Origin of the sequence: Acinetobacter sedimenti (assembly GCF_022601685.1) — a bacterium.
GTDB classification, from domain to species: Bacteria; Pseudomonadota; Gammaproteobacteria; order Pseudomonadales; family Moraxellaceae; genus Acinetobacter; species Acinetobacter sedimenti.
Window position 1 is genome coordinate 117,788 of the sequence record NZ_JAKUML010000005.1, and the last position, 24,934, is coordinate 142,721.

Sequence of the window (24,934 nt, forward strand, 5' to 3'; positions counted from 1 at the left end):
TCACATGCGTCAAGCTGTGCGAAAGTATGTGGGTTCAAGGATTGGCAAAATATTACGCCAAAAACAACAAAAAAAGCGGGTTCAAAGGAGTGCGATAATGCTTAAACAAAGCATTGCTGTGGGGTTATTATGCTTAAGTGGGCATACCTTAGCAAATATTGATGTGACGATTACCGAAGATGTTGTTAAAGATGACGATGAATGTTCAATTCGTGAAGCCGTCACGTACATCAACGAGTATTACACTGCAAAAGCTGGTGAATCAGAAACAGACAAAACCGCACGAGAAGAAATCAAAAAAGCAGGCTATAACGGTTGTGGTGGTGAGGATGCCTCTACTGCGATCATGTTGAAGGCGAAAGAAACATATACCTTAGATGCAGAGATTAAAGTAAAGGCTTCGTTGACAATCCAAACTGAGAGCACCACATTTAATGCAGATGCGACAGAAATGGGCTTGGAAAATGCAACAATAAAAGCAAACGGTAAGCATCGTCTATTTAATTTGAATGATGAAAATGCAGAAATTAGTCAAATCTCTGTGAAATTCAACCAAGTCAACTTGCAAGGTTGTGGTGCTACGGCAATCTGCGAAGAGCAAGGTGGTATCATTTTTAATCGTGAATTATTAAGCCTTGAATATGTAAAGCTATTTGATGGGAGTGCGAATGAAGGTGGGGCTATTTATTCTGATGGTATTTTTATTGCTTCAAAACTAGCGTCTGCAAACTTCGTAACGATTACTAGCTCCCTACTTCAAAATAATACGGCAAAAAATGGTGCTGTTCTATATATAGCTAATCCACTTTATTATATAAAGAATAGCGTGGTGAGAGATAATATTTCTACAAATAGTGGCGCAAGTGTGATTTATAGTGCTATTCCATTTGAAGATGAAACTACAAATTCTGGTGTTTTTACACGAGTATCATATTTATCAAATACTACTCTATTGAAAAATAAGGGCTATTTGTTGAATTTGCTTGATGGTGTTTATATTAATAATGTCACGGCAATTGATAATGAGAAGGGTTTTTATTTTAATGCACCCAATCAAAAGGCGCATATTGCAAATAGTATTGTTGTAAATAATAGTGCGGATTGTACATATAGTGGTGTTGATCAATCTTTTTCTTTAAATAACTTGGTTGGTGTCGGGTGTAGAGATGGTGAGGATGGTAATCGAAATACCAAAATTTCTACATTACCAAATGCTAAACTCTTAGCTGGAGAGAGTAGTGAGGGTAAATGTGATCGTCCGCCTGCAGATGGTCTATTTTGTCCATTTAATACACCTTCTGACTATTTCTTAGGTTATTTCAAACCGAGATTGCTTTCGGCATATACCACATTGGCAGATTCCCCAGTTGTCAACAGGGGGCGTGCCTTTAGTGATGGAACGACAGAAGGTACCTTTAGGTGTGAGGGGCAAGATCAGCGAGGCTTTACTCGTGTAAATAACTCAGCACATTGTGATATTGGAGCAATTGAACTCATCATTAGCTCGGCGACTATAGTTCGTATAGGCGATGATATTAATTATGGTGAAGTCTTTAAAAAATCAATCTTAGATAGTCTTGCTGATGGTGAGCTATTGCCTGCAAGTGAATGCGCAGCAGTTTTAGGGGAAAATATGGATCCTGATGGGAATCCATGGAAAATTGGTTGTTTGCGTATAGAACAGAGCGCAGCGACTCCGGTGTCTAAAGGTATTTGGACGCTCGATGAGGATGGAACAATTACGTATACTCCGAACTCAAACTATCACGGATCGGATGAGTTGAGTTTACGCGTGGTGACAACAGGTTCTAGATTTTCAGAATCAATAGGCGATAGAGATATTGTTATTCCAGTTAAAATTACGCAAAGTCCAGTTGATAACTTTTCAAGTAAAAAAGTAAAAGTTTCTGGCGGGGCTGTAGTTTATTCATTATTTGCTTTGTTGGCGCTTGCTTTAGGACGATCAGCACGTAGAAATAAAAAACTTAACAAGGAGTGTTAAGGTGAAACAATATAAGAAAGCATTGCTTGCATTATCAATCGTGGCGACGCTACCGTTGATGGCGGCAACCAAAGATGACACGATATACGTAACAACTTTTACAGATGAAGATGGAGAGAACCCAAGCGCATGCTCATTGCGTGAAGCTATTACTACAGCTGCCGATAATAAGGCTTATGGAGGATGTGCGGTTGGTTTAACCTCTCCAGATGTCACTGACCGGATTGAATTGAAGGCCGGTGAATACACTATTGAGAAACCGCTTACTCCAAGTTCAATGGTAAATATTTTGGGTGAAACACCTACTGATTGGTCTAATAAAGATATTATTCTTGGTGAATATCCTGAAAGATTACCTCTTCAGACCACGATTAAAGGTAATGGAAGTTTTACACTCTTTGATACGACTGCAGGGAAATCTACTTTAACGCTACAACTACTAAGGTTGGAGGATGGTAGGTCTTCACGTGGTGGTGCAATCAGAGCTGGGTCTACAGTGTCTTTGGTACAAGTTGAAGTGAAAAATTCATCTGCTGATGAGGGTGGTGCCATCTATTTATCTGGCGTAGGTAGTGCGCTAAATGTCACTAATAGTGTATTTGAGGGAAATACAGCGAAGCGCGGCGCTGTACTCGGGATGAGTTGTATTGACAATTTAACATTCACATCTCGTACGGTTAGCTTTTTGGGCTCCTCGATTATAAATAATGGTCAGGCAGATACGACCAGTGTTATGGAGGCTTGTGGCGAGCCTGACTTTAGTATTAAATCGAGTACAGTAGCACATAATACGGCATCATTAAATAATGGTAGTATTATCAAATTTACAGGTGATAGCTTGCCTGGGCAAAATGGGAAAACAATATTAAGCGCTGGCGGTAAATTGACATTATTAAGTAATACGATAGTCAATAACACCGCTACAAGTACATTGCTATATGATGCTTTTGGAAGTAAAGCCTTAAATTATAATATATTGGCGTACAATACAGGTCTGTCTTGTAAATACTTACTTTCACCTAATTTTCCTGAAAATAGCTTATTGGGATTTTCAGTGAGCTTTAATGGTTTAATGGAGTCTGAAAGCAGTAGTAGCTATTGTGAGTTGCCATATGAAACCCTTAAAGATGAAACTGGTATTAATCTCAGTAATGTAAGTCAATCGAGTGTGATGAGTACTTTGCAACCGGCTGACCAATATACGGCATTTTTGCCGATGTATTTCCTAACAAATCCTTTATCAAATGTAATGATCAATGTTGGAGACCAAGCAGGTGGATGTGAACCTACTGACCAGCGAGGTTTAAATCGTTCACTTCAGGATAATTTGATTCTTGATGAAAACACAGAGAATCGATGTGATTTAGGTTCAACTGAATTCATTAAATTGGCAGCTAATGACATGGTGAGTTCGAATAGTTCTCAAGTTAAAGCTGTAGAAGAATTTGAGGCTCAGGAAGAGTTTTTTCAAGAGCTTTTAGATGATGAAGAAACGAATCCAGATTTTCTAAAATATTATGAAATCCGTCGAGATTATTTCAAGCAGAGAAATGTGGATTTTAAAGAGAGTCTACGTTATCGACAGGCGTATTTTGATATATTTGCAGGTAGTGTTCCTGCTGAGATATTAGTGAATGGGAACCGTGAAATTCAGCATCTTGATGCGGATCTTTACAATGTGGAAGTAATTTCTTTGGGAATGCTGAATAGTGATGTTTTTAGCAAAGATGACCCAAGTGGGTTGCCTGTGGCGGGTTCTGATCCTCATTTGAAGTGCGAATGGAATGCGGCGTTAGAAGCTGTCGTGATGTATCGTACTGATTTCAAATATGAACAAAATGATGAGGGTGGCGGTGTTACTCAAGCAGGGAATTATAATTATTGTAAATATACAATTTCCTTAAAGGCTGATCCGACGATCAAGTCAACGGGTGTTGTGCAAGCTACATTTACAAACATTGCGCCTATCGCAGAGAATGATGAATACACGATGAAGTGGGGTACTGATCAGCGTGTTAAAATTGACTTACTGGCCAATGATAGTGATGATGGGGATGGTGCAATAGACCAAGTTGGATATCCTTCAGATAAACCAACTTTCTATAAAAATGCTCAAGGGATTAGCATACCTATAAAATTTGATGAAGTGGATAGCAACCTCTTAATTGAGGCAGACTACAGAGAGCTTTGTCCCGATCAATCACGTAAGTGGTGCTATGGTGGCAATATTTACGTTAAGCCTAAGAATAGTTTCAATAAATTTAACTATACCCTTACCTATCAAGTGTTTGATGCAGATGGTACGTTGTCCAATACAGCAACTGTTAAACTGATAAGCACAGCGACAACTACTGATGATACTCGAGGTGGGGGAGGTGCTCTAGGTATATTGAGTATTTTAGGGTTACTTGGATTGGCTCTGTTGCGACAACGCAAAAGTTGATTCTATGTGATAGTAAAAAGAGGCATCGGATGTCTCTTTTTTAATTACCTTAGATTAGCATCTTAAAGTGGCTGTATTTTGGTGGCTATTCAGTGTTTAAAAATCTGTGTTATTTCAATAAACGAAATGACACAGTTTTTTGAACACTACCAAATTTGAGCTAAGTTTGCGGTTGCCCTGCAAACCCGGGATGTTTCACTCAAAAGATAGGGAGCTTATAACTCCCATTTTTTGTTAGCTTTCTAAATCCCTATGTTAATTTGAAGAATACTTCATCATAACGTCCGAATACAGCTATATTTTTTTGATTTCTACAATATCACTTGATTCAATGAGCGATTGGATATTACCAAATAAACTTTGAATATAATCAGAGGCTAGATGGATATCTAAATCCTCCCTGCTACGCCATTCTTCTAAGAAGAAATATCTACTCGAGTCATTTTCGCTAATATAAAGCTCATATTTCAAGCATCCTTCTTCTTGAAGCGTAGGTTCTATTACACTTTTTAAAAGCGTTTCTAACCTCTCTTTTTGATCTGACTTTGCCTTAAAGTTCGCAATTATTGAAATAGTCATTATTTCACCTTGAATTTGTTTTAGAAGTTTTCTAGTACAATTTTGCCTTTTGACTTACCTGATTCAAGCAACTTATGCGCCTTCTCCAAGTTTGCAGCGTTAATTTTGCCTAGATTTTGGTTGAGGGTACTTCTAATTTTTTGCTGGTCAACTAATTGGGCAACCTGTTGCAATAGATCACCTTGCTTTTCAATATCATCGGTTTCATACATTGAACGGGTGAACATCAACTCCCAATGGATAGAAATAGATTTAGTCTTAAACGGCATAATATCAAATGTTTGTGGATCATCGATCAATCCAAGCTTGCCTTGTGGTGCAATCAGAGAAACTATTTGCTTGGTATATGTTTCTGTATGATTTGTAGAGAATACGTATTTTGGTTTTTCAATGCCTAGTGCTTCGATTTGTTCGTTTAAATCTTTGCTATGGTCGATGACATGGTCGGCACCCAGTGATTCCACCCAAGATTTCGTTTCTTCACGTGAAGCTGTTGCTATAACAGTCAGATTTGTTTTTGCTTTTAGGAGTTGGATAGCGATTGATCCTACACCACCTGCACCACCAATAATTAAAATACTGCCAACTTCTGTTTCTGAAATTTGAAACCGATCAAACAGCATTTCCCATGCCGTTATTGCAGTTAATGGCAATGCTGCTGCTTCTGCATTAGATACTGTAATGGGTTTAAGACTGATAATTCGTTCATCGACTGCTTGAAACTCAGCATTACTACCATCTCGGGTTAAATCACCAGCATACCAAACAGAATCTCCTACTTTAAAAGAGGTAACTTTTGAGCCAACTTCAATAATTTCCCCAACGGCATCCCAACCTAAAATACGATTATTTGCTTCAGAAGAATTTTTTCGCACTTTGGTATCAACTGGATTCACAGAGATTGCCTGAACTTTTACCAGTACATCACGCTCCTTAAGGGTAGGCTTCGCTTTTTCAATATCTACCAATGAATTTTTAAAATCATCATGGTTATTTATAACATACGATACGGCTTTCATAGATTTGTCCTTAACTTTAAAAATATAGTAAAAATGGGAGCGAGGTGCTCCCATTTTTTGTTATTCAATTATTAAAACTCTTGGCTCGTTGGGCGTAAAACAATTTCATTAATATCTACATCCGCAGGCTGTTCAATTGCATAAGCAATTGCTCGAGCGACTGAGTCAGCTGGTATAGCTTGTTTGTAGAAATCAGTAACAAACTCTGAACTTTCTTTATGAGAAGAACCGAATTTTAGTTCTGACTCAACTGCACCAGGCTCAATAGTAGTCGTTCTAATTGTTCCCCCAACTTCATGACGAAGTCCTTCAGAGATGGCTCTTACAGCAAACTTAGTACCGCTATAAACAGTACCTCCTGGACTAAATACTTTTATCCCTGCAACAGATGCGAGATTAATAAAGTGTCCAAAGTTTTGTTTTTGGAAAACAGGTAGGGTAGCTGCTATACCATAAAGAACACCTTTGATATTAATGTCGATCATACGATCCCATTCATCAACTTTTAGCTCACTTAATGGTGCAATAGACATTAATCCAGCATTGTTTACCAATACATCGATTTGACCAAATGCGCTTAATGCCTTTTCAATAAGTGCTTGTACTTCATGTGGTTTGGTTATATCCATACCAATAAATTCAGCTTGACCACCTTCAGCACGAATGTCGTGAACAATAGCCTGTAATTTTTCAGTACGTCTAGCACCAAGTACAACCTTTGCACCTTTTTTAGCAAGTAAGCGAGCAGTAGCTTCACCTAAACCACTACTTGCACCTGTGATAACAATAACTTTATTTTCTATATTATTCATACAAGTAACCTACAACCTATCTGTCAATCATATTTGATGGATTAAGTATTACAGCCTTGTTAGGTATAATAAATGAATAATATTATCTTTCAGTATTCCTATTTACGGAATAATTACCAGAACACAGGATTGGACATGCAGAACAAATTGGAAATGATGCGTATCTTTTGTGTCGCAGCAGAGTCTCGAAATTTTAAAGAGGCAGCAACTCAGCTGGGTATTTCCCCGCAGATAGTGACACGGGCAATAAAAGAGCTAGAAGAGCAGCGCGGAGAGATTCTGTTTTACAGGAGTACTCGACAAATTAAAATTACCGCTGATGGTGAGCGTCTGGCAAAGCAAGCACGTTTTGCGGTGGGATCGATCGATGCTTTGTTTGTAAAAGACACCAAGGAAAAACGAGATGAAATGCGTGGGACTGTCCGTCTTACTGTGTCGTCTGTGTTAGGGCGTAAATTGGTAGTACCTGCACTAGCAGAATTTGCCACACGTTATCCAGATATTGTCGTGGATTGTGTGCTAACAGATTCACACTCGGATGTGATCGATGAGCGGATAGATATCGGGATCAGATTTGGATTTTTGCCGGACAATCGATATGTGGCAAGGGAATTGGCTAAAGTGAACTTTTATTCTGTGGGTACGCCAGAGTTAATTGATAAGGTTGGAATGCCCAAAAAAATTATTGACCTTGATAAATACCCTCTAACAGCACTATTCGATCATAAAACAGGGCGTTACTGGCCATGGACATTCACTGAAAGTCGAAGCTTCACGCCATCAAAGCCTCGTTTTATTACAGATGATCTAGAAGCTGAATTTCAAGCTATTCTCGCTGGAGTTGGATTCGGACACATGCCTGGATTTCTAGTTTTGCCGTGGCTTAGGAGTGGTAAGCTCATTCAGATACTTCATGAGGAAACCTCTCCCGTTTGGCGCCTGTATTTATATCGTCCACAGCGGGGCCCGACACCTTTGCGAATCCGAGCATTGTTTGATTACTTAGTGGAAGTGCTGGGCCGTATAGAAACCTGAATTAGATAAGATCATCATGTATCTAAAGTAACTACAATTTTTCCTATTTGCTGATTTGATTCAAGATAGCGCTGAGCGTCATGCATGTCCTCAAAGTTAAAGCAACGGTCGATCACTGGACGAAGATATCCTGCACCTATACTGCTCAGAATAAATCGTCTGGCTTGCTCCCTTAGAACAGGGTCATGGAGAACCTCAAGGAACAAAAAACCTCGCATAGTTAAGCTCTTGCGTAATGCAATTTTTAGGGGGAATGGTGTGATCTCCGAGCTAAGTGCACCATGCATAACCATAGTTCCTGCCACAGACATCGCTTTTGCAATCTGTTCAATATGTGGCCCTCCTACCGCATCGAAGGCGACATCAAGATGTTCTCCACCCAAACGTAAAACAAGCGCCTCATACAAATCTGGTTCATCTTCACTGGCTATAACATCTTTAACACCGAGATCCAGTAAACGCTGCTTTTTCTCTACCGTCTGTGTACTTGCAATGACCTTAGCTCCCGCTGCTTCAGCTATCTGTATCGCAGCTAGTCCTACGCTACTTGACGCTGCTGTGATCAAGATCGTTTTTCCTTTCGAAACTCCACCAGCATGGATTACACCACCCCAAGCCGTCAAATACTGCATCCAGATTGAAGAAGCTTCTTCCCAGCTTAAACTATCAGGTTTGTGAACTAAAAAAGTTTCTGGAATCAGAAGCTTGTCCGCATATGTCCCATATTTGGCTAGATTGTCAGTCGGAAGAATCGATACTGCATCTCCTGGAGAAAATTGGCGTACACCTTCACCTATCGCAAGAACTATGCCTGCTCCCTCATATCCCAAACGAGAAGGGAATACTGCCTTTTGAATATAAGTACCACGCCGAAACATTACATCAGCCCGGTTGAGTCCGATCGTTTTCATCTGGATTAGAACTTCTCCTGCTGCTGGTAAAGCAACAGGCAGTGTTTCTAATGTCAGAACGTCTGTATCTCCAATACTATTGAAGCGCCAAGTCTTGGCCTGAAGTGCGTTAAATGACATCAATCACAACCTTAATATTGGCAGAGCGATCTTGAACAGCATCATGAGCCTCAATCGCTTGGTCTAGAGTAAAATGACGAGGATCAACAATAGGACGCAGTTTACCTTCCTCAACGAGACGAGTCGCGATCTTAAGGACATCACCATGATGAGAACGGCGATTGCCAGTTAACATCGGCAATAGGACGAATACGCCAGACAGTGTGGCACACCGTAGAGATGAACTCGCTAAATTATGATTACCAAATGCAGCACAGCTGGTAATGTGGCCATAGTGAGTTGTCATGGAAAGTGAAGCTTCGAGTACTGGACCACCCACAGTGTCGTAAACAATGTTAAAACCTTGACCCTCAGGGCTTGCAGCAATAATGTCATCGGAAGATGCTGTTGTGTAATCGAGAGGTGTTGCACCGAGTTCTGAAATCAGTGATTGATCAGCTGTACGACCAGTCGCCCAAACATTTGCATCAAGTGCTTTTGCAAGCTGAACCACCATATAACCAACGCCACCAGCACCACCCTGAACCAGTACAGTTTGCCCTGGTTGGACCTTCGCATTATCCACTAAACCTTCCCAAGCCGTGAGGAACGTCAATGGAAGTACTGCTGCCTCGCGCATAGAGATATTGCGTGGCTTTAATGCGATCAGATCAGCATCTGCTACAACATATTCTGCTAAAGATCCTTGAAGATCACGAACGCCACCAATCAGACCGTAAACTTCATCTCCGACGTTGAAGTGGGTGACACCTTCACCAACAGCAGTTACAACCCCAGCCATATCCGTTCCCAACACGGCAGGAAGCTCTGGCATAGCATATGGTGCTTCACCAAGACGAATTTTATAATCAATAGGGTTTACACCACTAGCATGAACACGTACTAGAACTTGCCCAGCCTCTGGTTGAGGTATAGGGAGTTCTACACGTTTAAATTCATGATCACCAAAATTTTCTAAGATAAGAGCATTCATCATCTTATTCATAGTTGTTCCTTATTCTTAACTGGGGGATGATATGCACAGTACCAAAGTAAATTAATCCAATAAATGATATTTATAGGATTTGATAATTCCTAAATAATGAATAATAAATATCATCTGCTCACTAACAATATTCTAGTACAGTCTGTAAAGGCAGTTTAATCTAAACTGTCTGTAGTATTTTCAAGGCTTGAAACGTTCAAAATACCTACAAAGTGGCTAAAATTTGAAACATAATTCTAAAAGGTCACAGCATCGCAAAGAACATGAACCAAAATAAAAAAATGGGAGCTAAAAGTCCCATTCTTTGTGACTTTAGCATCAGCTCTACGATGTTAATTTAAAAAAAACTAAAAACAGGGATAGAAAATTTTCGCTAAAGAGCTTTTTGATTTTCGATTTATAAAAAATATTGCTTTTTTTATACTATAGGGTAGTATAGTATTAATGCTAGCAAATAAGGAGGTCTGATGCCTAATCAGGTTGAAGACAAAAAAAAGATTCTTCTACGCGTCAGAAAGATCAAAGGTCAGACGCAAGCGATTGAAAAAGCGTTAGAAGACAATGTTGAATGTGTTGCAATTCTGCAACAAATTTGTTCTGTGCGTGGTGCTATTAATGGTTTGATGAATGAAATGTTGGAGGTTCATTTAAAGGACACTTTAGTATCAGGTGAAACCACAGAACAACAACGAAAAGAAGAATTGGCTGAAATCGCCAAGATTCTAAAATCATATTTAAAATAGATCTGTATAAGGAATTATTCCATGAAGTCACGTGCTGCCGTTGCGTTTGGTCCTGGTCAACCTCTTCAAATTGTTGAAGTTGATGTTGCACCACCGAAGAAAGGTGAAGTATTAATCAAGATCTCCCATACCGGTGTGTGTCATACAGACGCATTTACTTTATCTGGCGATGATCCTGAAGGTGTTTTTCCGGCTATTCTCGGGCATGAAGGTGCTGGTGTCGTAGTTGAGGTTGGTGAAGGCGTGACTAGCGTCAAACCAGGTGATCATGTAATTCCACTTTACACCGCTGAATGTGGCGAGTGCGTATTCTGTAAATCTGGAAAATCGAACTTGTGTATTTCCGTTCGCGAAACTCAAGGTAGAGGCGTAATGCCAGATGGTACCACTCGTTTTTCCTACAATGGTCAACCGATTTACCACTATATGGGCTGCTCAACGTTCAGTGAATACACGGTAGTGGCAGAAGTATCATTGGCTAAAATCAATCCTGAAGCCAATCACGAACATGTCTGCTTACTGGGTTGTGGTGTAACAACGGGTATCGGTGCAGTACATAACACGGCTAAAGTACAAGAAGGTGATAGTGTTGCAGTCTTTGGTTTAGGTGGTATTGGTCTGGCAGTCGTACAAGCCGCACGTCAAGCTAAAGCAGGGCGTATTATTGTGGTTGACACGAATCCAGATAAATTTGCGCTGGCAAAAGAGTTTGGTGCAACGGACTTCTTGAATCCTAAAGACTACGATAAACCAATCCAGCAAGTCATTGTCGAAATGACTGGTTGGGGTGTAGATCATTCATTTGAATGTATTGGTAACGTGAATGTAATGCGTGCAGCCCTTGAAAGTGCACATCGTGGCTGGGGACAATCCGTAATTATTGGTGTAGCTGGCGCAGGTCAAGAAATCTCTACCCGTCCATTCCAGCTTGTTACTGGTCGTAAATGGCTAGGTTCTGCCTTTGGTGGCGTAAAAGGTCGTACGCAACTTCCAGGAATGGTTGAAGATGCCATGAAAGGTAAAATTCAATTAGAACCATTTGTGACACATACGATGGGCTTGGATCAGATCAATGAAGCCTTTGATCTAATGCATGAAGGTAAGTCAATTCGTACTGTAATTCATTACGATTAATTGCGTCAGACCTTATAGTTTTCCATGCATGTGCATCATGAATGACATGCATGGAATCCTCTAAAACGGCACATTATCTGTAAAACCGATCTATCTGTGTAGGCATCGTGTATAGGTTCAACAAACCTGCCTACATTTTAAATCTTTATCACTATTCTCTGTGGAGAATGTCAGACTCTTTGTTTACTCGATTTCTCATGAAGTCTTGCTCAACATAGGTAATTGATTATGGAAATAATTGAGAAACATGCTTCTTTTGGTGGATCGCAAGAAGTGTATCGCCATCAGTCAACAGCATTAAACTGTTCAATGAAATTCTCAATATATCTGCCACCTCATGACAAAGATGAGCGGTTGCCAGTTTTATATTGGTTATCAGGGCTGACTTGCAACGAACAGAACTTTATTACTAAAGCCGGAGCACAAAAGTATGCGGCTGAACATAAAGTCATTATTGTTGCACCAGATACCAGCCCACGTGGAGAGGATGTACCAGATCATGCAGATTATGATTTAGGCCAAGGCGCAGGATTCTATGTCAATGCAACACAAGCACCCTGGTCACAGCATTTCAAAATGTATGATTATATTGTGGAAGAGCTCAGAAATCTGATTGACCTGAATTTTCCGACCAACCAAGTCCAAAGTATTATGGGTCATAGCATGGGTGGTCATGGTGCATTAGTCATTGGGTTAAAAAATCCTGAGCTGTATAAAAGTATTTCTGCTTTTGCACCGATTGTTGCACCTAGCCAAGTACCTTGGGGGAAAAAGGCTTTCACACACTACCTAGGTGAAACCGAAACTTTATGGAAAAGCTATGATGCGATTGAATTAATCAAAAACGCTGAAGTTCATTTACCTATTTTAGTCGATCAGGGAACAGCTGATGATTTTCTTGAAGAACAGTTAAGGCCTAAGCTGCTTAGTGATATTTGTTTGGAACAAGAATATCCTCTTACACTTAACCTAAGAGAAGGGTATGACCATAGCTATTACTTCATTGCGAGTTTTATAGAGAAACATATAGAGTTCCACAGCAAATTCCTAGCTAAATAACTTTCATAGATATGAGGATGTACAATGTTGTTCTTGAGTGCTTCTTGAGCAATATAATTTCCAGATGAAGAGGTCAGCTTATAAATCTAAGGACGAATCAATTGATCCTTATATAACTAAGATTGAATTTAATCATCTCATATCTTGTTTTTTTGATTCAAATGTTAATGGTATTAACTTGAATAAATTCATAGCATTATGTCGAAATAAAAAACCAGATTTTGGCTCAGCTATGGAGGATTGTTTTTAACCTTTGTACAACAAAACTTTCTGACATGCATCCATTAGCAATGTCAGAATCGTTTTAATTCTAATCAATTGTGGAGTTTTAGTCATGCTTAAAACAGCTTTATATGTCCGCCTTGAAGCTAAACCGGGTAAAGAAGACGAAGTGGAAGCTTTCCTTAAAGCCGGTTTACCTATTGTAATGGAAGAACCCGCGACAGTTGCGTGGTTTGGCCTACGTCTTGGACCTACAACATTTGGTATTTTCGATGCATTTCCTGATGAGGCGGGTCGCCAAGCACATTTATCTGGCAAGGTTGCAGCTGCTTTGATGGCTCAGGCCGAAGAGCTATTTTCAGAGCCACCGTCTATTGAAAAAGTAGATGTTTTGGCGAGTAAACTACCAGCTCAAACCGACGCTTAAATGTATGAGGGTGCTGCCTGAAATTTTGAATGAAAGGTAGCACTTCAACCCAGTGAGGTTTGTCAGAGGTTTTTTATTCAAGTTGGGCTACTTTATTTATTGGCTTAATCTCATCATTTAAATGGGTCAATATCCAAAACAGGGTAAATAAACGAATGCAACTATTTACATGCCTTATATTGAACCAATCTATCTAATTTAGCGCTGCATTTGTACATCTGTTAAACCGTGCCAATCTGCTTTTAAATATTCAATCACCTCTGTTTTGTATAAGCCATTCACTGTTTTAGCCAATGCGTTCACGACCATGTCAGTAGTCATACGTGTTGATACCTTTCATCCAACAATCGCTCGTGAAAATACATCAATAATAAAAGCGGTATAGAACAAGCCTGAATTTCTTTAACCATCACTAAAGTTGCAAGCTGAAATAATTTTTATAAAAATAGACGACTGGTCTATTTTTATGTATAGTTAGCACATGGTGTAGGCAAAAGCCGCAGTATTGTCGGATTTTTTAAAAGTTTATTTGATGAATAACGGTGGTTTTTCAAATCAATTAACTGATCATCCTAGGATAAAAATATGCTGAATTTTAACTTTTATAATCCGACCCGCATTATTTTTGGTGGCGATACAATAGCTAAAATCAATGACTATGTGCCTACAGAAGCAAAAGTATTAATGTTGTTTGGCGGTGGAAGTGCACGCAAGAATGGTACTTTAGCTGAGGTGCGTGAAGCATTAGGTGCAAGAGAAATTCATGAATTTGGCGGAATTGAGCCGAATCCGAGTTATGAAACCCTCATGAAAGCTGTAGAGCTGATTCGAGAACAAAAGATAGATTTCTTGATGGCTGTCGGTGGTGGATCGGTAATTGACGGTACTAAATTTATTGCAGCAGCAGTCAATTATACAGGGGATGCATGGGAGATTTTAGAAACCCATGGTACTAAAATTACCCAAGCTTTGCCTTTTGCGAGCGTACTCACCCTTCCAGCAACTGGTTCAGAAATGAATAGCGGTGGTGTAGTCACCAGAAAATCGACCCAAGCCAAATTGTCATTTAGCAGTCCCTATGTTTTTCCACAATTTTCCGTACTTGATCCGAATAAAACTTTTAGCTTGCCGACGCGCCAGTTAGCAAATGGCGTGGTCGATGCATTTGTTCATGTCATGGAACAGTACTTAACTTACCCTGTGAATGCACAAGTACAAGATCGTTTTGCCGAAGGTCTATTGCAAACTCTGATTGAGATTGGACCTAAAATCTTAGAAGATTCAGCAGATTATGACACGCGTGCGAATTTGATGTGGGCTGCTAGCATGGCACTGAATGGGCTAATTGGAGCTGGTGTACCACAAGATTGGTCAACCCATTTGATTGGACATGAGCTCACGGCTTTACATGGTATTGATCATGCTCGTACCTTGGCCATTGTGTTGCCGGCCAATCTACAAGTGCGTCGTCAAGAGAAGCGAGAAAAATTACTACAGTATGCAGCTCGTGTCTGGCAGATTGTCCAAGGTGATGAAGAACAACGTATTGATACTGCTATTGCTCGTACTCGAGCTTTCTTTGAGCAACTTGGATTGCCGACTCGTCTTAGCGATTATGGACTGGGGGAGACAGATATTGAGATCATCATTACGCAACTTAAATCACACAATCTTACACAGCTAGGCGAACATAAAAATGTTTCATTAGAGATCAGTCGCCAAATTCTCGAGATGAGCATCTAAGCTAAATGCGCGTATTTGGCATGCTCTGACCCTGTAACAATGCTCCTCAATCATGAAAATTATCGGAGAAATAACATGAAAATTTTAATCGTTTTAACCTCACATGATCAACTTGGCAATACTGGTAAGAAAACAGGTTTCTGGCTAGAAGAACTTGCTGCACCGTATTACACCTTTATTGACTCTGGTGCTGAAGTTACGCTGGCGTCGCCTCAAGGTGGGCAGCCACCACTAGATCCGAAAAGTAATTTAGCCGATGCGCAAACTGAAACTACTCATCGGTTTGAAGCTGATCCAACTGCAATGCAAGCATTGGCACAGACGCATAAACTTAGCGAAATTTCTGTAGCTGATTATGACGCAGTGTTTTATCCAGGCGGGCATGGCCCATTGTGGGATTTAGCAGAAGATCCGATTTCAATTTCTCTGATTGAACAGGCGATTCAGTCTGGCAAACCTGTTGCAGCAGTGTGTCATGCCCCAGGTGTTCTTCGTCATGTGAAAGCAAGTAATGGAGCGCCTTTAGTTAGCGGTAAATTAGTGACTGGTTTTACCAATACTGAGGAGGCTGCTGTAGGTTTGACTGAAATTGTACCTTTTTTAGTTGAAGACATGCTTAAAGAAAACGGTGGTCATTATTCTAAAGTAGATGATTGGCAAGTACATGTTCAAGTAGATGGCTTGCTGGTTACTGGACAAAATCCAGCATCTTCTGCTGCAACTGCCTCAGCATTACTTCAATTGTTGAAATAAAGAGTAGCGAGTGCCTGTTGTGGTGCTGAGTAGTGAATAAACTTCTGACTCTGAGCAACTGGCGCAATAAGCAAAATAACCCTCACTTAATGGTGAGGGGCCTGAGTGAATAGCTTTCCTTCCTTTATTTTTCTATATACAGGAAGGAAGGTTATTTTTTTAGGGGCTTAGGAAGTTACCATACTTTGTAATATGTTTAACTTCCTAAGCCCCTTTAATTTTTATGAATCTTCATTTTTTAATAGAAATTTAGTTGCTCTCAAAGCTTGATGTAATGGTGTTTTATCTTTTTGCAACTTACTCAGTAATGCTGCACCTAACCACATTTGGTAAAGTACTTGTGCCAACGTTGAGGCCTCAGTATCTGCTTGGATAGATTGATCCTGTTTACCCAAATCAATTAAACCAGCAATACGTTGGATTACATCATCGACGCCAGCGGACATAATAGAGCGCATATCTTCAGATAGATCGGCAACTTCTGCGGCAAGTTTCACAATTAAACAGCTATCCGCCCAACCACACTGTGTTTGAGGGTCTTCTATCCATAAATTAAAATACTCAATCAGCTTTTGATAAGGGGATTTATCGCTACGCCATACATCATTTAAACGGACTTGGTAATTATCCACATAATGCTGTACCAATTCACATCCGAAAGCTTCCTTAGATTGGAAATAATGATAAAACGAGCCTTTAGGGATTTCACAGCTCTGTAAAATTTCCTGTAATCCTACACCGGTAAAACCTTTATGCAAAATCAGGTCTGAACTGGTGTTAAGAATGTGTAAGCGCTTCGCTTCAGACTTTTTAATAGGAGTAGGCTTCATATTAATTATTTACTCTATTGTAAAAAAATAGACCAGTCGTATTGTTTTTTAGTATAACTCATCTACAATGGATGTAAAGACGTTTTAATCAACAGTTTCAATTATCAATAGAAATACTTTTATACAAAACATGGAGTTATGCGAGTGGAAACAGTTATTAACCAACGCATTGTTTTAGCTAAACGGCCAGTGGGTGAGCCAAAACACAGCGATTTTCGTATTGAACAAGTTGAGCTCAATGAACTTAAACAAGGCGAGATATTGTTAAAAACCATTTACTTGTCACTCGATCCTTATATGCGTGGTCGCATGAGCGATGCTCCTTCATATGCAGCACCAGTGAAACGAGGCAAATATGTTAGTTCCGACTTAATTTGGCACAGAGCTTGAAAAAGAAGAAATTACCGATTTTGATTAAAGGTGTCGAATCTCTATCAATAAAGGTAACTTCTCATGTTGCATACTAACGCCTGAATTAAGCCGCGCCGCGAAGCGGCGTCGGCTTGAATGAATTGTTAGGTGCCACTGACGGCGGCATCAGGGTTTTTGTCAGAGATAAGCCGAAGATCAATTCCGTGCTCAAGCAATGCCTTGCAGGCAGAGATTACGAGATTGAATCCCTCAGTGGAATCCAGTGCCTGCGCAACCTTTTCATCATCGGTTCCTTTGAAGCCTGAGGCGACGATAGAAACAAATGTTGTGTCATTGCCTTTAGGCGTAAAAGTCCATTCAACAGGCGTGGGCCATTCAATGGCAATTCTTTGGTTCTTCTCCAGCGCCGTGACCGTAACTTCCCCCGAGACGCCGTATTGATCCCAGTACCAGGTTACTGTCTTACCGGGAGCTAGTTGTCCACTGGAACGACTAAACCAAAATCTGGTGGTCACGGTGGGATCGACGAAGGCATTGAACACCTCCTCGACGGGTCTGCGGATGAGCATTGTTGCTCGCGCAACAGGCGACTTCATGAGTGTCATTTCAGCTCTCGGAAATCTGTGTGTGTGGCACCTAACGCCGGAGTTAAGCCGCCGCGCGTAGCGCGGTCGGCTTGAACGAATTGTTAGACATCATTTACCAACTGACTTGATGATCTCGCCTTTCACAAAGCGAATAAATTCTTCCAAGTGATCTGCGCGTGAGGCCAAGTGATCTTCTTTTTGTCCCAGATAAGCTTGCTTAGCTTCAAGTAAGACGGGCTGATACTGGGCAGGTAGGCGTTTTATTGCCCAGTCGGCAGCGACATCCTTCGGCGCGATTTTGCCGGTTATTGCGCTGTACCAAATGCGGGACAACGTAAGCACTACATTTCGCTCATCGCCGGCCCAGTCGGGCTGCGAGTTCCATAGCTTCAAGGTTTCCCTCAGCGCCTCGAATAGATCCTGTTCAGGAACCGGGTCAAAGAATTCCTCCGCTGCCGGACCTACCAAGGCAACGCTATGTTCTCTTGCTTTTGTAAGCAGGATAGCTAGATCAATGTCGATCATGGCTGGCTCGAAGATACCCGCAAGAATGTCATTGCGCTGCCATTCTCCAAATTGCAGCTCGCGCTTAGCCGGATAACGCCACGGGATGATGTCGTCATGCACGACAAGGGTGACTTCTATAGCGCGGAGCGTCTCGCTCTCGCCAGGGAAAGCCGAAGCCTCCATAAGGTCATTGAGCAATGCTCGCCGCGTCGTTTCATCAAGCTTTACGGCCACAGTAACCAACAAATCAATATCGCTGTATGGCTTCAGGCCGCCATCCACTGCGGAGCCGTACAAATGCACGGCCAGCAACGTTGATTCCAGATGGCGCTCAATGACGCTTAGCACCTCTGATAGTTGGTTCGAAATTTCGATGGTCACCGCTACCCTCATGATGTCTAACTACAGTTATACGGCAAATTTGCCGCATAACCAAAATGAATTTGCAACATAACTATTTTGACATCCTATTTTTTTCTCGTTATATTTCAAATACCTTAAAGATTAAAAACATACTTGTCAAGTTGTGATAATCCAAAATTAAACGCATAAGCAACCACCAAAACTATTAGAAAAAGTCGCTTATACAGGACGATACAGATATTGAAGCCTATCAACAGAACGAGCCTATATCCAATGGATTAAACGCTACATCCTTTATCATAACAAACAACACCCAAGTATTTTAAACGAAACACATATTAAAAGTGATCTGTCATATTTAGTGAATAATAACGGCGTGAGCAAATCAACCCACAAACGAGCACTCAGTCTATTACTCTTTCTTTATCACCATGTATTAAATATCACTCTGGCATATATTGATAGGGGCTTAGGAAGTTAAGCATATTTAAAATTATGGTAACTTCCTTATATGAAAGCAAAAATAGATGCTATTCCCGTTCTAGAATCGCAGAAGCAAAATTCAGGCAAATTATTCGCTTTTTTGCCATGGATTTTACTGCATCTGATACTGCTAAACTCACTAATATTTCTGTGCGATCTATCCATACTATTTACATCAAATTGCATAAAAAGATCGCTGTCCAGTGTGAAAAAATATCTCCCTTCAATGGCATCGTTGAACTGGATGAATCCTACTTCGATGCTCGTCGTGTTCGAGGTAAACGAGGTCGATGTGCTTCAAGTAAAACGATTGTATTCGGTCTGCTCAAAGGAGATGGAAATGTTTATACAGAAATTGTTCCTGATTGTTCCAAAGCCACGCTACAAGGAATTATTCGTGGGCATCTAGAACTTGATTCAGTCATCAACACAGATGGATGGAGAGGTTATGATGGTCTTGTCGAAATTGGGTTTGAAAAACACTTAAGAGTAAATCATGGTGACAATGAATTTGCTTGTGGAGAACGTTATATCAATGGCATGAAATCCTTTTGGGGCTATGCCAAAAAACGGCTGATTAAATTCAATGGAATTGACAAAAAGATGTTTTATTTGCATCTTAAATAGATGGAGTATCACTTCAATCATCGGCATGGTCATTTATATCTTGATTTGCTGAAACTACTCCGTAATAACCCTCTTTAACTTCCTAAGCCCCAACGTTTATAAAAAAAAGAAAGATTCGATTTTCTCAAAAAGCGATTTGAAGTGCTAATTCCTTGATCAATCAAAACATATCAACAATCAGTAAAATCCTATTCAAATCTGCTACAATTACGCCAATTTTGAATTCCCACTTTTTCAGTTTTAGTACATATTTAGAAATGTGTACATAGCTGTGTACATATTGTAGATTTTTCTTATGTTTAAAGATGAATTAGCCAAAGAAGTAAAGGCTCGTAGAACCTTTGCCATCATTTCCCACCCCGATGCGGGCAAGACCACCATGACAGAAAAATTGCTGTTATGGGGTAAAGCCATTCAGGTCGCAGGCATGGTGAAAAGTCGTAAGTCAGATCGCTCAGCAACATCTGACTGGATGGAGATGGAGAAGGAACGTGGGATCTCGATCACCACCTCGGTGATGCAATTTCCATATAAAAATCACACCATTAACCTACTCGATACTCCGGGACACGAAGACTTCTCGGAAGACACCTATCGTACTTTGACTGCGGTCGATTCTGCCTTGATGGTGATTGATGGTGCAAAAGGGGTGGAGGAGCGTACCATCAAGCTGATGGAAGTGTGTCGTATGCGTGATACGCCGATCATCTCTTTCGTCAACAAGATGGATCGTGAAATTCGTGAACCACTTGAGCTCCTTGACGAGATCGAAAATGTCCTAAAAATCCAATGCGTGCCGATCACTTGGCCACTGGGTATGGGGCGTGATTTTGCAGGGGTATATAGCTTACTTGAAGACAAGCTGTACATCTATAAGGCAGGTTTTGGCTCGACCATTACCGAGATCGAAGTGCGTGATGGTTATGATCATCCTGATATCCGTGAAAAAGTGGGCGATCTTGCATTTGCTGCTTTTGAAGAATCATTGGAGTTAGTCCAACTTGCCAATGAGCCACTCGATCGTGAGTTATTTTTACAGGGTAAACAAACGCCTGTATTATTCGGTACGGCACTGGGTAACTTTGCCGTCGATCATGTCTTAGATGCGTTCTTAGAATGGGCGCCAGAACCAAAAGCACATCCAACTGAGGAACGTGTGGTTGAGGCAACTGAATCAGGCTTTAGCGGTTTTGTATTTAAAATCCAAGCCAACATGGATCCGAAACATCGTGACCGTATCGCCTTTATGCGTGTTTGCTCTGGGAAATACGAAAAAGGCTTAAAAATGAATCATGTGCGCATCGGTAAAGACGTGCGTATTAGCGATGCCTTGACTTTCCTTGCGGGTGAACGTGAACAACTGGAAGAAGCGTGGCCGGGCGACATTATTGGTCTGCATAATCACGGTACGATTCAGATTGGCGATACCTTTACCAGCGGTGAGAAGTTGCATTTCACTGGGATTCCGCACTTTGCACCTGAGATGTTCCGCCGAGTCCGTTTAAAAGACCCTTTGAAATCCAAACAATTGCAAAAAGGTTTGAAGGAGCTTTCAGAAGAAGGTGCAACCCAAGTCTTTATGCCACAAAATAGCAATGATTTGATCGTTGGTGCGGTCGGTGTGCTCCAGTTCGATGTGGTGGCATATCGTCTGAAAGAAGAATACAAAGTCGATTGTATTTATGAACCTGTAAATATCAACACCGTGCGTTGGGTACACTGTGATGATGATAAAAAATTCAATGAATTTAAGAAGAAAGCACATGACCAATTATCCATTGATGGTGGTGGTCATTTGACTTATCTTGCGCCAAGTCGTGTCAATCTACAGCTCATGCAAGAGCGTTATCCTGATATTCAGTTCCGTGCTACACGTGAGCATTAATATCGTGTTGCGCTAAGCTGTTTTATGCAAAAAAAACTCACAATAAAGGAGTGTCCAATCGCATTCCTTTATTGGTATAACTACAGCTCATAATATTGTTGTGTTCATAATTAGATTGAAGCTAGGTTTTTGAAATTAGGTTCGGGTGTATCGTGTTTGAAAATTGGGGTCAAAGCGGAATTTGCAGGATGCGAATTTCATTGCTTAAAGCGATTCATTTTACTGCTTTAACTACGGTATTGGTGGCTACTCTCAGCGCATGTTCAAAACCAAGCGAAGAACAACAGCAAGAACAAGTCGAAACGGAACAAGTCAAAAAGCAAGGCTATGAAAATCTGATTGCAATGCCAGTGATTGCGGATTATGCCTTGCCTTTTTGTGAAGATGAATATTGTATTGATGTCGAAGTCTTTGGTTTTAAAAGTAAAGATCAATGGTTTAATGATTTTGGCAAAATGCAAAGTGCAGATTTGATTCGTCAGCAGTTGGGTATTTCACAAAAGCTCAGCTTACAACGTGCAGTCAATGAATTTGTAAAGCGTTCCGATGCGTGGCGTGAAACACAGCTGGCTGAAAATAAACATGCAAAACCGCAAGCATGGTCGATGTATATTAAGCCTCGACTTGCCATGCAACAGGGCGAAATGGCGTTGCTGATCATTAATACTAGTTACCAGCTTGGTGATGAGGCTGTGCCTGAACAGCACTATTTTTATGTGGTGGATCGTAAGGCGAAAAAGTCTTGGCGCTTGTATGATGTAATTAATGAGAATAAACGTGTCAGCTTTACACACTTTGTCCAAGCACAATATGACGTATGGCGTGAAGAAACATCTGCACAACTGAGTGAAGAAGATCAAGTAAAATTACCGACCAAAATCTATTGGGCAAATCAAGACTGGTTCTTCGATGAGCAAGGTGTAGCGATTTATTATCGTTTTAATGATTTGTGCGCAGAATGTGAAGCATCGAATGGTAAAGATTTCACAATTTATCTCAGCCCAACACAATCACAACAATGGATTAAAGCACCGCTACTGAAACAGCTCAATTTTGCATCTTAGAACACAATACTTTACTCGCAATAATTGGCTTTGGTGCTATGCTGAATGGACTTGAGTTGAAGCTTTTAAACGGAAGCTTTCAAATAGAATCATTCAAGCAGAATCATTGTAATGCGTAAAGTAAGGGTTATTATGAAAGACAAGCTAAGCACAGCAAAACATTTGATTACATCACAACAACATTCAAATAAGCTTAAACCGTTCAAAGTCATTGCTTTGAGTGTGGCGATGGCGTGTGCAGTGAGTGCTTGTCAGAAGAAACCTGAGCCAGAAGTTGAGCAAACTCAAGCTGCAACAGCAGAAGTTGGACTCAATGCGACAGTGAAAGATGTGCCGATTCAGCTTCCAGAATGCGAAGGTGAAGTATGCCCTGAGATTACCATTCAACATTTAAGCAGTAATTATCCGAAGCTTGATCAAGCGGTGGATTTGTATGTTTTAAACTATGTGAAAAATCTAGTCCGTGGTTTTGACATGACCACAGTGAGCAATCAACAACGTCAAGATGAAAAGTCGGATGGTCAAAATCCTGTAGCAGACGCAAAAGCAGAGAATGCACAGGAGCAAGACAGCACCAAGTCGATTGAAGAAATCAACACACAAAAAGCGCAGTCTAAAGAGCAAGCAGAGAATCAACCTGATCAACTACAGCCTTTTGTGGATCAATTCCTGCTACTTGCACAAGAAGTCAAACAACTTGGCTCATCGGCAAAATTATCCTTATTTTTGAAACCACAAGTTTTAAATCCTGAAGGACCGATTGTTACGGTCGTGGTCAATGCGGAAAACTATGTTGGCGGGGCACATGGTAGTGCTGCACAGCAATATTTCAATTTTGAGTTGGAATCTGAAACTTTATTGAGCCTTGATGAAATCTTGGTCAAAGGACAACGTGCCAAATTCAATGATCTAGCGCATCAAGCCTTTGAACAGTGGATTATGGCGACTCAGCCTGATATGGATGTGGATGAATATCAAGAACTTTGGAAATTTACTTCAACGGATAATTTCTATTTAAGTCCGACAGATTTGATTTTGCAATATGGTGAGTATGAAATTGGTCCTTATGCGGTGGGTTTACCACGGTTGGTGATTCCGTATAAATATTTACAAGGTGTGATTAAAGATCAATATTTACCAGTTCAAGCCAAAGCTGAGCTAGAAAAAGCTGATGCTCAAAAAACTGAAGCTCAAAAAGCGAACAGTGCAAATAGCGACGCTGAAAAGTCGGCATCGAAATAAAGCCGTGATGGCAGAATCAAGATGATTCAACTGTTTGATACGCATACCCACTTTGATGTGGAAGACTTTGACGCTGATCGGCAACAGCTTGCCGAACAGGCGTATCAAAGTGGCGTGCAAGCGTTGATTCTTATTGGCTTTTTGCAAAATCGTTTTGCAGACCTTTTAACGACGCATCAATTTTTAGGTCAGTTGTCGGATGTGCCCAAAAGTTATCTTGCGCCTGGCTTGCATCCTTACTATATCAAGCAACATCAGCGACAACATTTAGATGATTTAGAAAATTTTCTAAAACAACATCACTGTGTTGCGGTTGGAGAGATTGGTTTAGACAGCTTTGAAAAACGTCATAAAACTGATGAGATCAAACAGCTTCAAGCCGAATATTTTTCAGCGCAACTCGATTTAGCGACACAGTTCGAAAAACCTGTGTTACTGCATATTCGTAAGTCGCATGGCGATGCTTTGAAGATATTAAAACGGCATCATTTTAAACATGGTGGCATTGCCCATGCGTTTAGTGGTGGTGTAGAAGAAGCCAAAGCCTTTGTGAAATTAGGTTTTAAGATCGGTGTGACAGGGCAGATCACCAATCCCAATGCCAAACGGTTGCAAGACGTGGTGCGAAGCGTAGCAGTTGAAGATTTGGTGCTAGAAACAGACTGTCCCGATATGACGCCGCTGTGTTGTCAGCTTTCCACTGAGCGTAGAACACGCAATACACCAGCAAATCTGCCTTATGTCTTAGATGGTTTGGCCGAGGCTTTGGGTTTAGATCAGTTAAAAATGGATAAATCAAAACTGGCAACGCAGCTTTGGCAAAATAGTTTAGATTGTTTGCATTTATCCAAGAATTAACAGTCCAGAAAAGAATCTAAGATTAAAAAACAAATTTAAAACTGCTAAAGATTCGCCACACTGCTTTTCACTATTGCTTTCACGTATAATCATGCATTCATGTTTTAATGCCTAACTTTAAATTCTACC

General features: G+C 40.6%; 21 protein-coding genes and 4 pseudogenes. 16 read left to right on the forward strand and 9 right to left on the reverse strand.

Going from position 1 to position 24,934, the window contains the following annotated elements:
• The first annotated feature begins 4 nt into the window (after nucleotides 1-4).
• Together rbtA and MKI79_RS04495 are read left to right on the forward strand one after the other, a co-directional pair.
• Entirely contained in the window at nucleotides 5-2,002 is a 1,998-nt protein-coding gene (gene rbtA / locus MKI79_RS04490; protein WP_241570868.1) for a rhombotarget A, read from the forward strand.
• 1 nt (nucleotide 2,003) lies between these two features.
• On the forward strand, nucleotides 2,004-4,445 hold the full coding sequence (locus MKI79_RS04495) for a CSLREA domain-containing protein (RefSeq protein ID WP_241570869.1): 2,442 nt from the start codon (nucleotides 2,004-2,006) through the stop codon (nucleotides 4,443-4,445).
• A 294-nt stretch (nucleotides 4,446-4,739) separates the two neighbouring features.
• Here MKI79_RS04495 and MKI79_RS04500 read toward each other — a convergent pair whose 3' ends face one another.
• From MKI79_RS04500 to MKI79_RS04510, 3 genes are all read right to left on the reverse strand, one after another.
• The gene (locus tag MKI79_RS04500) at nucleotides 4,740-5,024 is read right to left on the reverse strand and encodes a putative quinol monooxygenase (protein ID WP_241570870.1); all 285 of its coding nucleotides are present in this window, start codon (nucleotides 5,022-5,024) and stop codon (nucleotides 4,740-4,742) included.
• Between the two features lie 20 nt (nucleotides 5,025-5,044).
• On the reverse strand, nucleotides 5,045-6,043 hold the full coding sequence (locus tag MKI79_RS04505) for a zinc-binding alcohol dehydrogenase family protein (RefSeq protein ID WP_241570871.1): 999 nt from the start codon (nucleotides 6,041-6,043) through the stop codon (nucleotides 5,045-5,047).
• Between the two features lie 71 nt (nucleotides 6,044-6,114).
• Nucleotides 6,115-6,855: an SDR family oxidoreductase gene (locus MKI79_RS04510; protein ID WP_004757893.1), complete on the reverse strand. Its 741-nt coding sequence runs from the start codon at nucleotides 6,853-6,855 to the stop codon at nucleotides 6,115-6,117.
• Between the two features lie 135 nt (nucleotides 6,856-6,990).
• Between MKI79_RS04510 and MKI79_RS04515 the strand changes: the two genes are divergently transcribed.
• On the forward strand, nucleotides 6,991-7,890 hold the full coding sequence (locus MKI79_RS04515) for a LysR family transcriptional regulator (protein ID WP_241570910.1): 900 nt from the start codon (nucleotides 6,991-6,993) through the stop codon (nucleotides 7,888-7,890).
• 14 nt (nucleotides 7,891-7,904) lie between these two features.
• Here the strand turns inward: MKI79_RS04515 and MKI79_RS04520 are convergent, their stop codons facing one another.
• Together MKI79_RS04520 and MKI79_RS04525 are read right to left on the reverse strand one after the other, a co-directional pair.
• Nucleotides 7,905-8,921, reverse strand: coding sequence for a zinc-dependent alcohol dehydrogenase family protein (locus MKI79_RS04520; RefSeq protein WP_241570872.1), 1,017 nt, complete (start codon nucleotides 8,919-8,921; stop codon nucleotides 7,905-7,907).
• Nucleotides 8,911-9,906 (reverse strand): zinc-dependent alcohol dehydrogenase family protein, encoded by a 996-nt coding sequence (locus MKI79_RS04525; RefSeq protein WP_241570873.1) that lies wholly within the window; start codon nucleotides 9,904-9,906, stop codon nucleotides 8,911-8,913. Before MKI79_RS04525 ends, MKI79_RS04520 begins: the two co-directional genes overlap by 11 nt.
• A gap of 467 nt (nucleotides 9,907-10,373) precedes the next feature.
• On the opposite strand from MKI79_RS04525, the gene MKI79_RS04530 reads away from it, so the two are divergent.
• The 4 genes from MKI79_RS04530 (at nucleotide 10,374) to MKI79_RS04545 (ending at nucleotide 13,491) form a co-directional block, all read left to right on the forward strand.
• Nucleotides 10,374-10,649 carry a metal/formaldehyde-sensitive transcriptional repressor gene (locus MKI79_RS04530; RefSeq protein WP_004799251.1) on the forward strand — a complete coding sequence of 92 codons (276 nt, stop codon included), beginning with the start codon at nucleotides 10,374-10,376 and terminating at the stop codon, nucleotides 10,647-10,649.
• Between the two features lie 21 nt (nucleotides 10,650-10,670).
• Nucleotides 10,671-11,783: an S-(hydroxymethyl)glutathione dehydrogenase/class III alcohol dehydrogenase gene (locus tag MKI79_RS04535; RefSeq protein WP_241570874.1), complete on the forward strand. Its 1,113-nt coding sequence runs from the start codon at nucleotides 10,671-10,673 to the stop codon at nucleotides 11,781-11,783.
• Between the two features lie 228 nt (nucleotides 11,784-12,011).
• A complete protein-coding gene (gene fghA, locus MKI79_RS04540) occupies nucleotides 12,012-12,842 on the forward strand; it encodes an S-formylglutathione hydrolase (protein ID WP_004682262.1) in 831 nt (276 codons plus the stop codon).
• A 334-nt stretch (nucleotides 12,843-13,176) separates the two neighbouring features.
• Nucleotides 13,177-13,491, forward strand: coding sequence for a putative quinol monooxygenase (locus MKI79_RS04545; RefSeq protein WP_241570875.1), 315 nt, complete (start codon nucleotides 13,177-13,179; stop codon nucleotides 13,489-13,491).
• A 73-nt stretch (nucleotides 13,492-13,564) separates the two neighbouring features.
• Here the strand turns inward: MKI79_RS04545 and MKI79_RS11740 are convergent.
• A pseudogene (locus MKI79_RS11740) lies at nucleotides 13,565-13,890 on the reverse strand (IS3 family transposase); the annotation flags it as partial.
• A 186-nt stretch (nucleotides 13,891-14,076) separates the two neighbouring features.
• Here MKI79_RS11740 and MKI79_RS04555 point away from each other — a divergent pair.
• On the forward strand, nucleotides 14,077-15,234 hold the full coding sequence (locus MKI79_RS04555; RefSeq protein WP_241570876.1) for an iron-containing alcohol dehydrogenase: 1,158 nt from the start codon (nucleotides 14,077-14,079) through the stop codon (nucleotides 15,232-15,234).
• A 75-nt stretch (nucleotides 15,235-15,309) separates the two neighbouring features.
• Entirely contained in the window at nucleotides 15,310-15,987 is a 678-nt protein-coding gene (locus tag MKI79_RS04560) for a type 1 glutamine amidotransferase domain-containing protein (RefSeq protein ID WP_199946581.1), read from the forward strand.
• Nucleotides 15,988-16,208: 221 nt separating this feature from the next.
• Here MKI79_RS04560 and MKI79_RS04565 read toward each other — a convergent pair whose 3' ends face one another.
• Nucleotides 16,209-16,817 (reverse strand): TetR/AcrR family transcriptional regulator, encoded by a 609-nt coding sequence (locus MKI79_RS04565; protein WP_241570877.1) that lies wholly within the window; start codon nucleotides 16,815-16,817, stop codon nucleotides 16,209-16,211.
• Nucleotides 16,818-16,961: 144 nt separating this feature from the next.
• Here MKI79_RS04565 and MKI79_RS04570 point away from each other — a divergent pair.
• A pseudogene (locus MKI79_RS04570) lies at nucleotides 16,962-17,171 on the forward strand (hypothetical protein); the annotation flags it as partial.
• A gap of 161 nt (nucleotides 17,172-17,332) precedes the next feature.
• Here MKI79_RS04570 and MKI79_RS04575 read toward each other — a convergent pair.
• Together MKI79_RS04575 and MKI79_RS04580 are read right to left on the reverse strand one after the other, a co-directional pair.
• The gene (locus tag MKI79_RS04575) at nucleotides 17,333-17,785 is read right to left on the reverse strand and encodes an SRPBCC family protein (protein ID WP_241570878.1); all 453 of its coding nucleotides are present in this window, start codon (nucleotides 17,783-17,785) and stop codon (nucleotides 17,333-17,335) included.
• A gap of 99 nt (nucleotides 17,786-17,884) precedes the next feature.
• Nucleotides 17,885-18,676: an ANT(3'')-Ia family aminoglycoside nucleotidyltransferase AadA2 gene (locus MKI79_RS04580; RefSeq protein WP_001261740.1), complete on the reverse strand. Its 792-nt coding sequence runs from the start codon at nucleotides 18,674-18,676 to the stop codon at nucleotides 17,885-17,887.
• A gap of 232 nt (nucleotides 18,677-18,908) precedes the next feature.
• Between MKI79_RS04580 and MKI79_RS11745 the strand changes: the two are divergent.
• The 6 genes and pseudogenes from MKI79_RS11745 to MKI79_RS04605 all read left to right on the forward strand — a co-directional run.
• Nucleotides 18,909-19,127, forward strand: a pseudogene (locus tag MKI79_RS11745) (site-specific integrase); the annotation flags it as partial.
• Between the two features lie 14 nt (nucleotides 19,128-19,141).
• Nucleotides 19,142-19,834 (forward strand): annotated as a pseudogene (locus MKI79_RS04585) (IS1595 family transposase).
• A gap of 217 nt (nucleotides 19,835-20,051) precedes the next feature.
• On the forward strand, nucleotides 20,052-21,641 hold the full coding sequence (locus MKI79_RS04590) for a peptide chain release factor 3 (protein ID WP_241570879.1): 1,590 nt from the start codon (nucleotides 20,052-20,054) through the stop codon (nucleotides 21,639-21,641).
• Nucleotides 21,642-21,829: 188 nt separating this feature from the next.
• Nucleotides 21,830-22,705, forward strand: a complete 876-nt coding sequence (locus MKI79_RS04595) for an RICIN domain-containing protein (protein ID WP_241570880.1) — start codon at nucleotides 21,830-21,832, stop codon at nucleotides 22,703-22,705.
• A gap of 132 nt (nucleotides 22,706-22,837) precedes the next feature.
• A complete protein-coding gene (locus tag MKI79_RS04600) occupies nucleotides 22,838-23,947 on the forward strand; it encodes an RsiV family protein (protein ID WP_241570881.1) in 1,110 nt (369 codons plus the stop codon).
• Nucleotides 23,948-23,968: 21 nt separating this feature from the next.
• Entirely contained in the window at nucleotides 23,969-24,805 is an 837-nt protein-coding gene (locus tag MKI79_RS04605; protein ID WP_241570882.1) for a TatD family hydrolase, read from the forward strand.
• Nucleotides 24,806-24,934 lie beyond the last annotated feature (129 nt).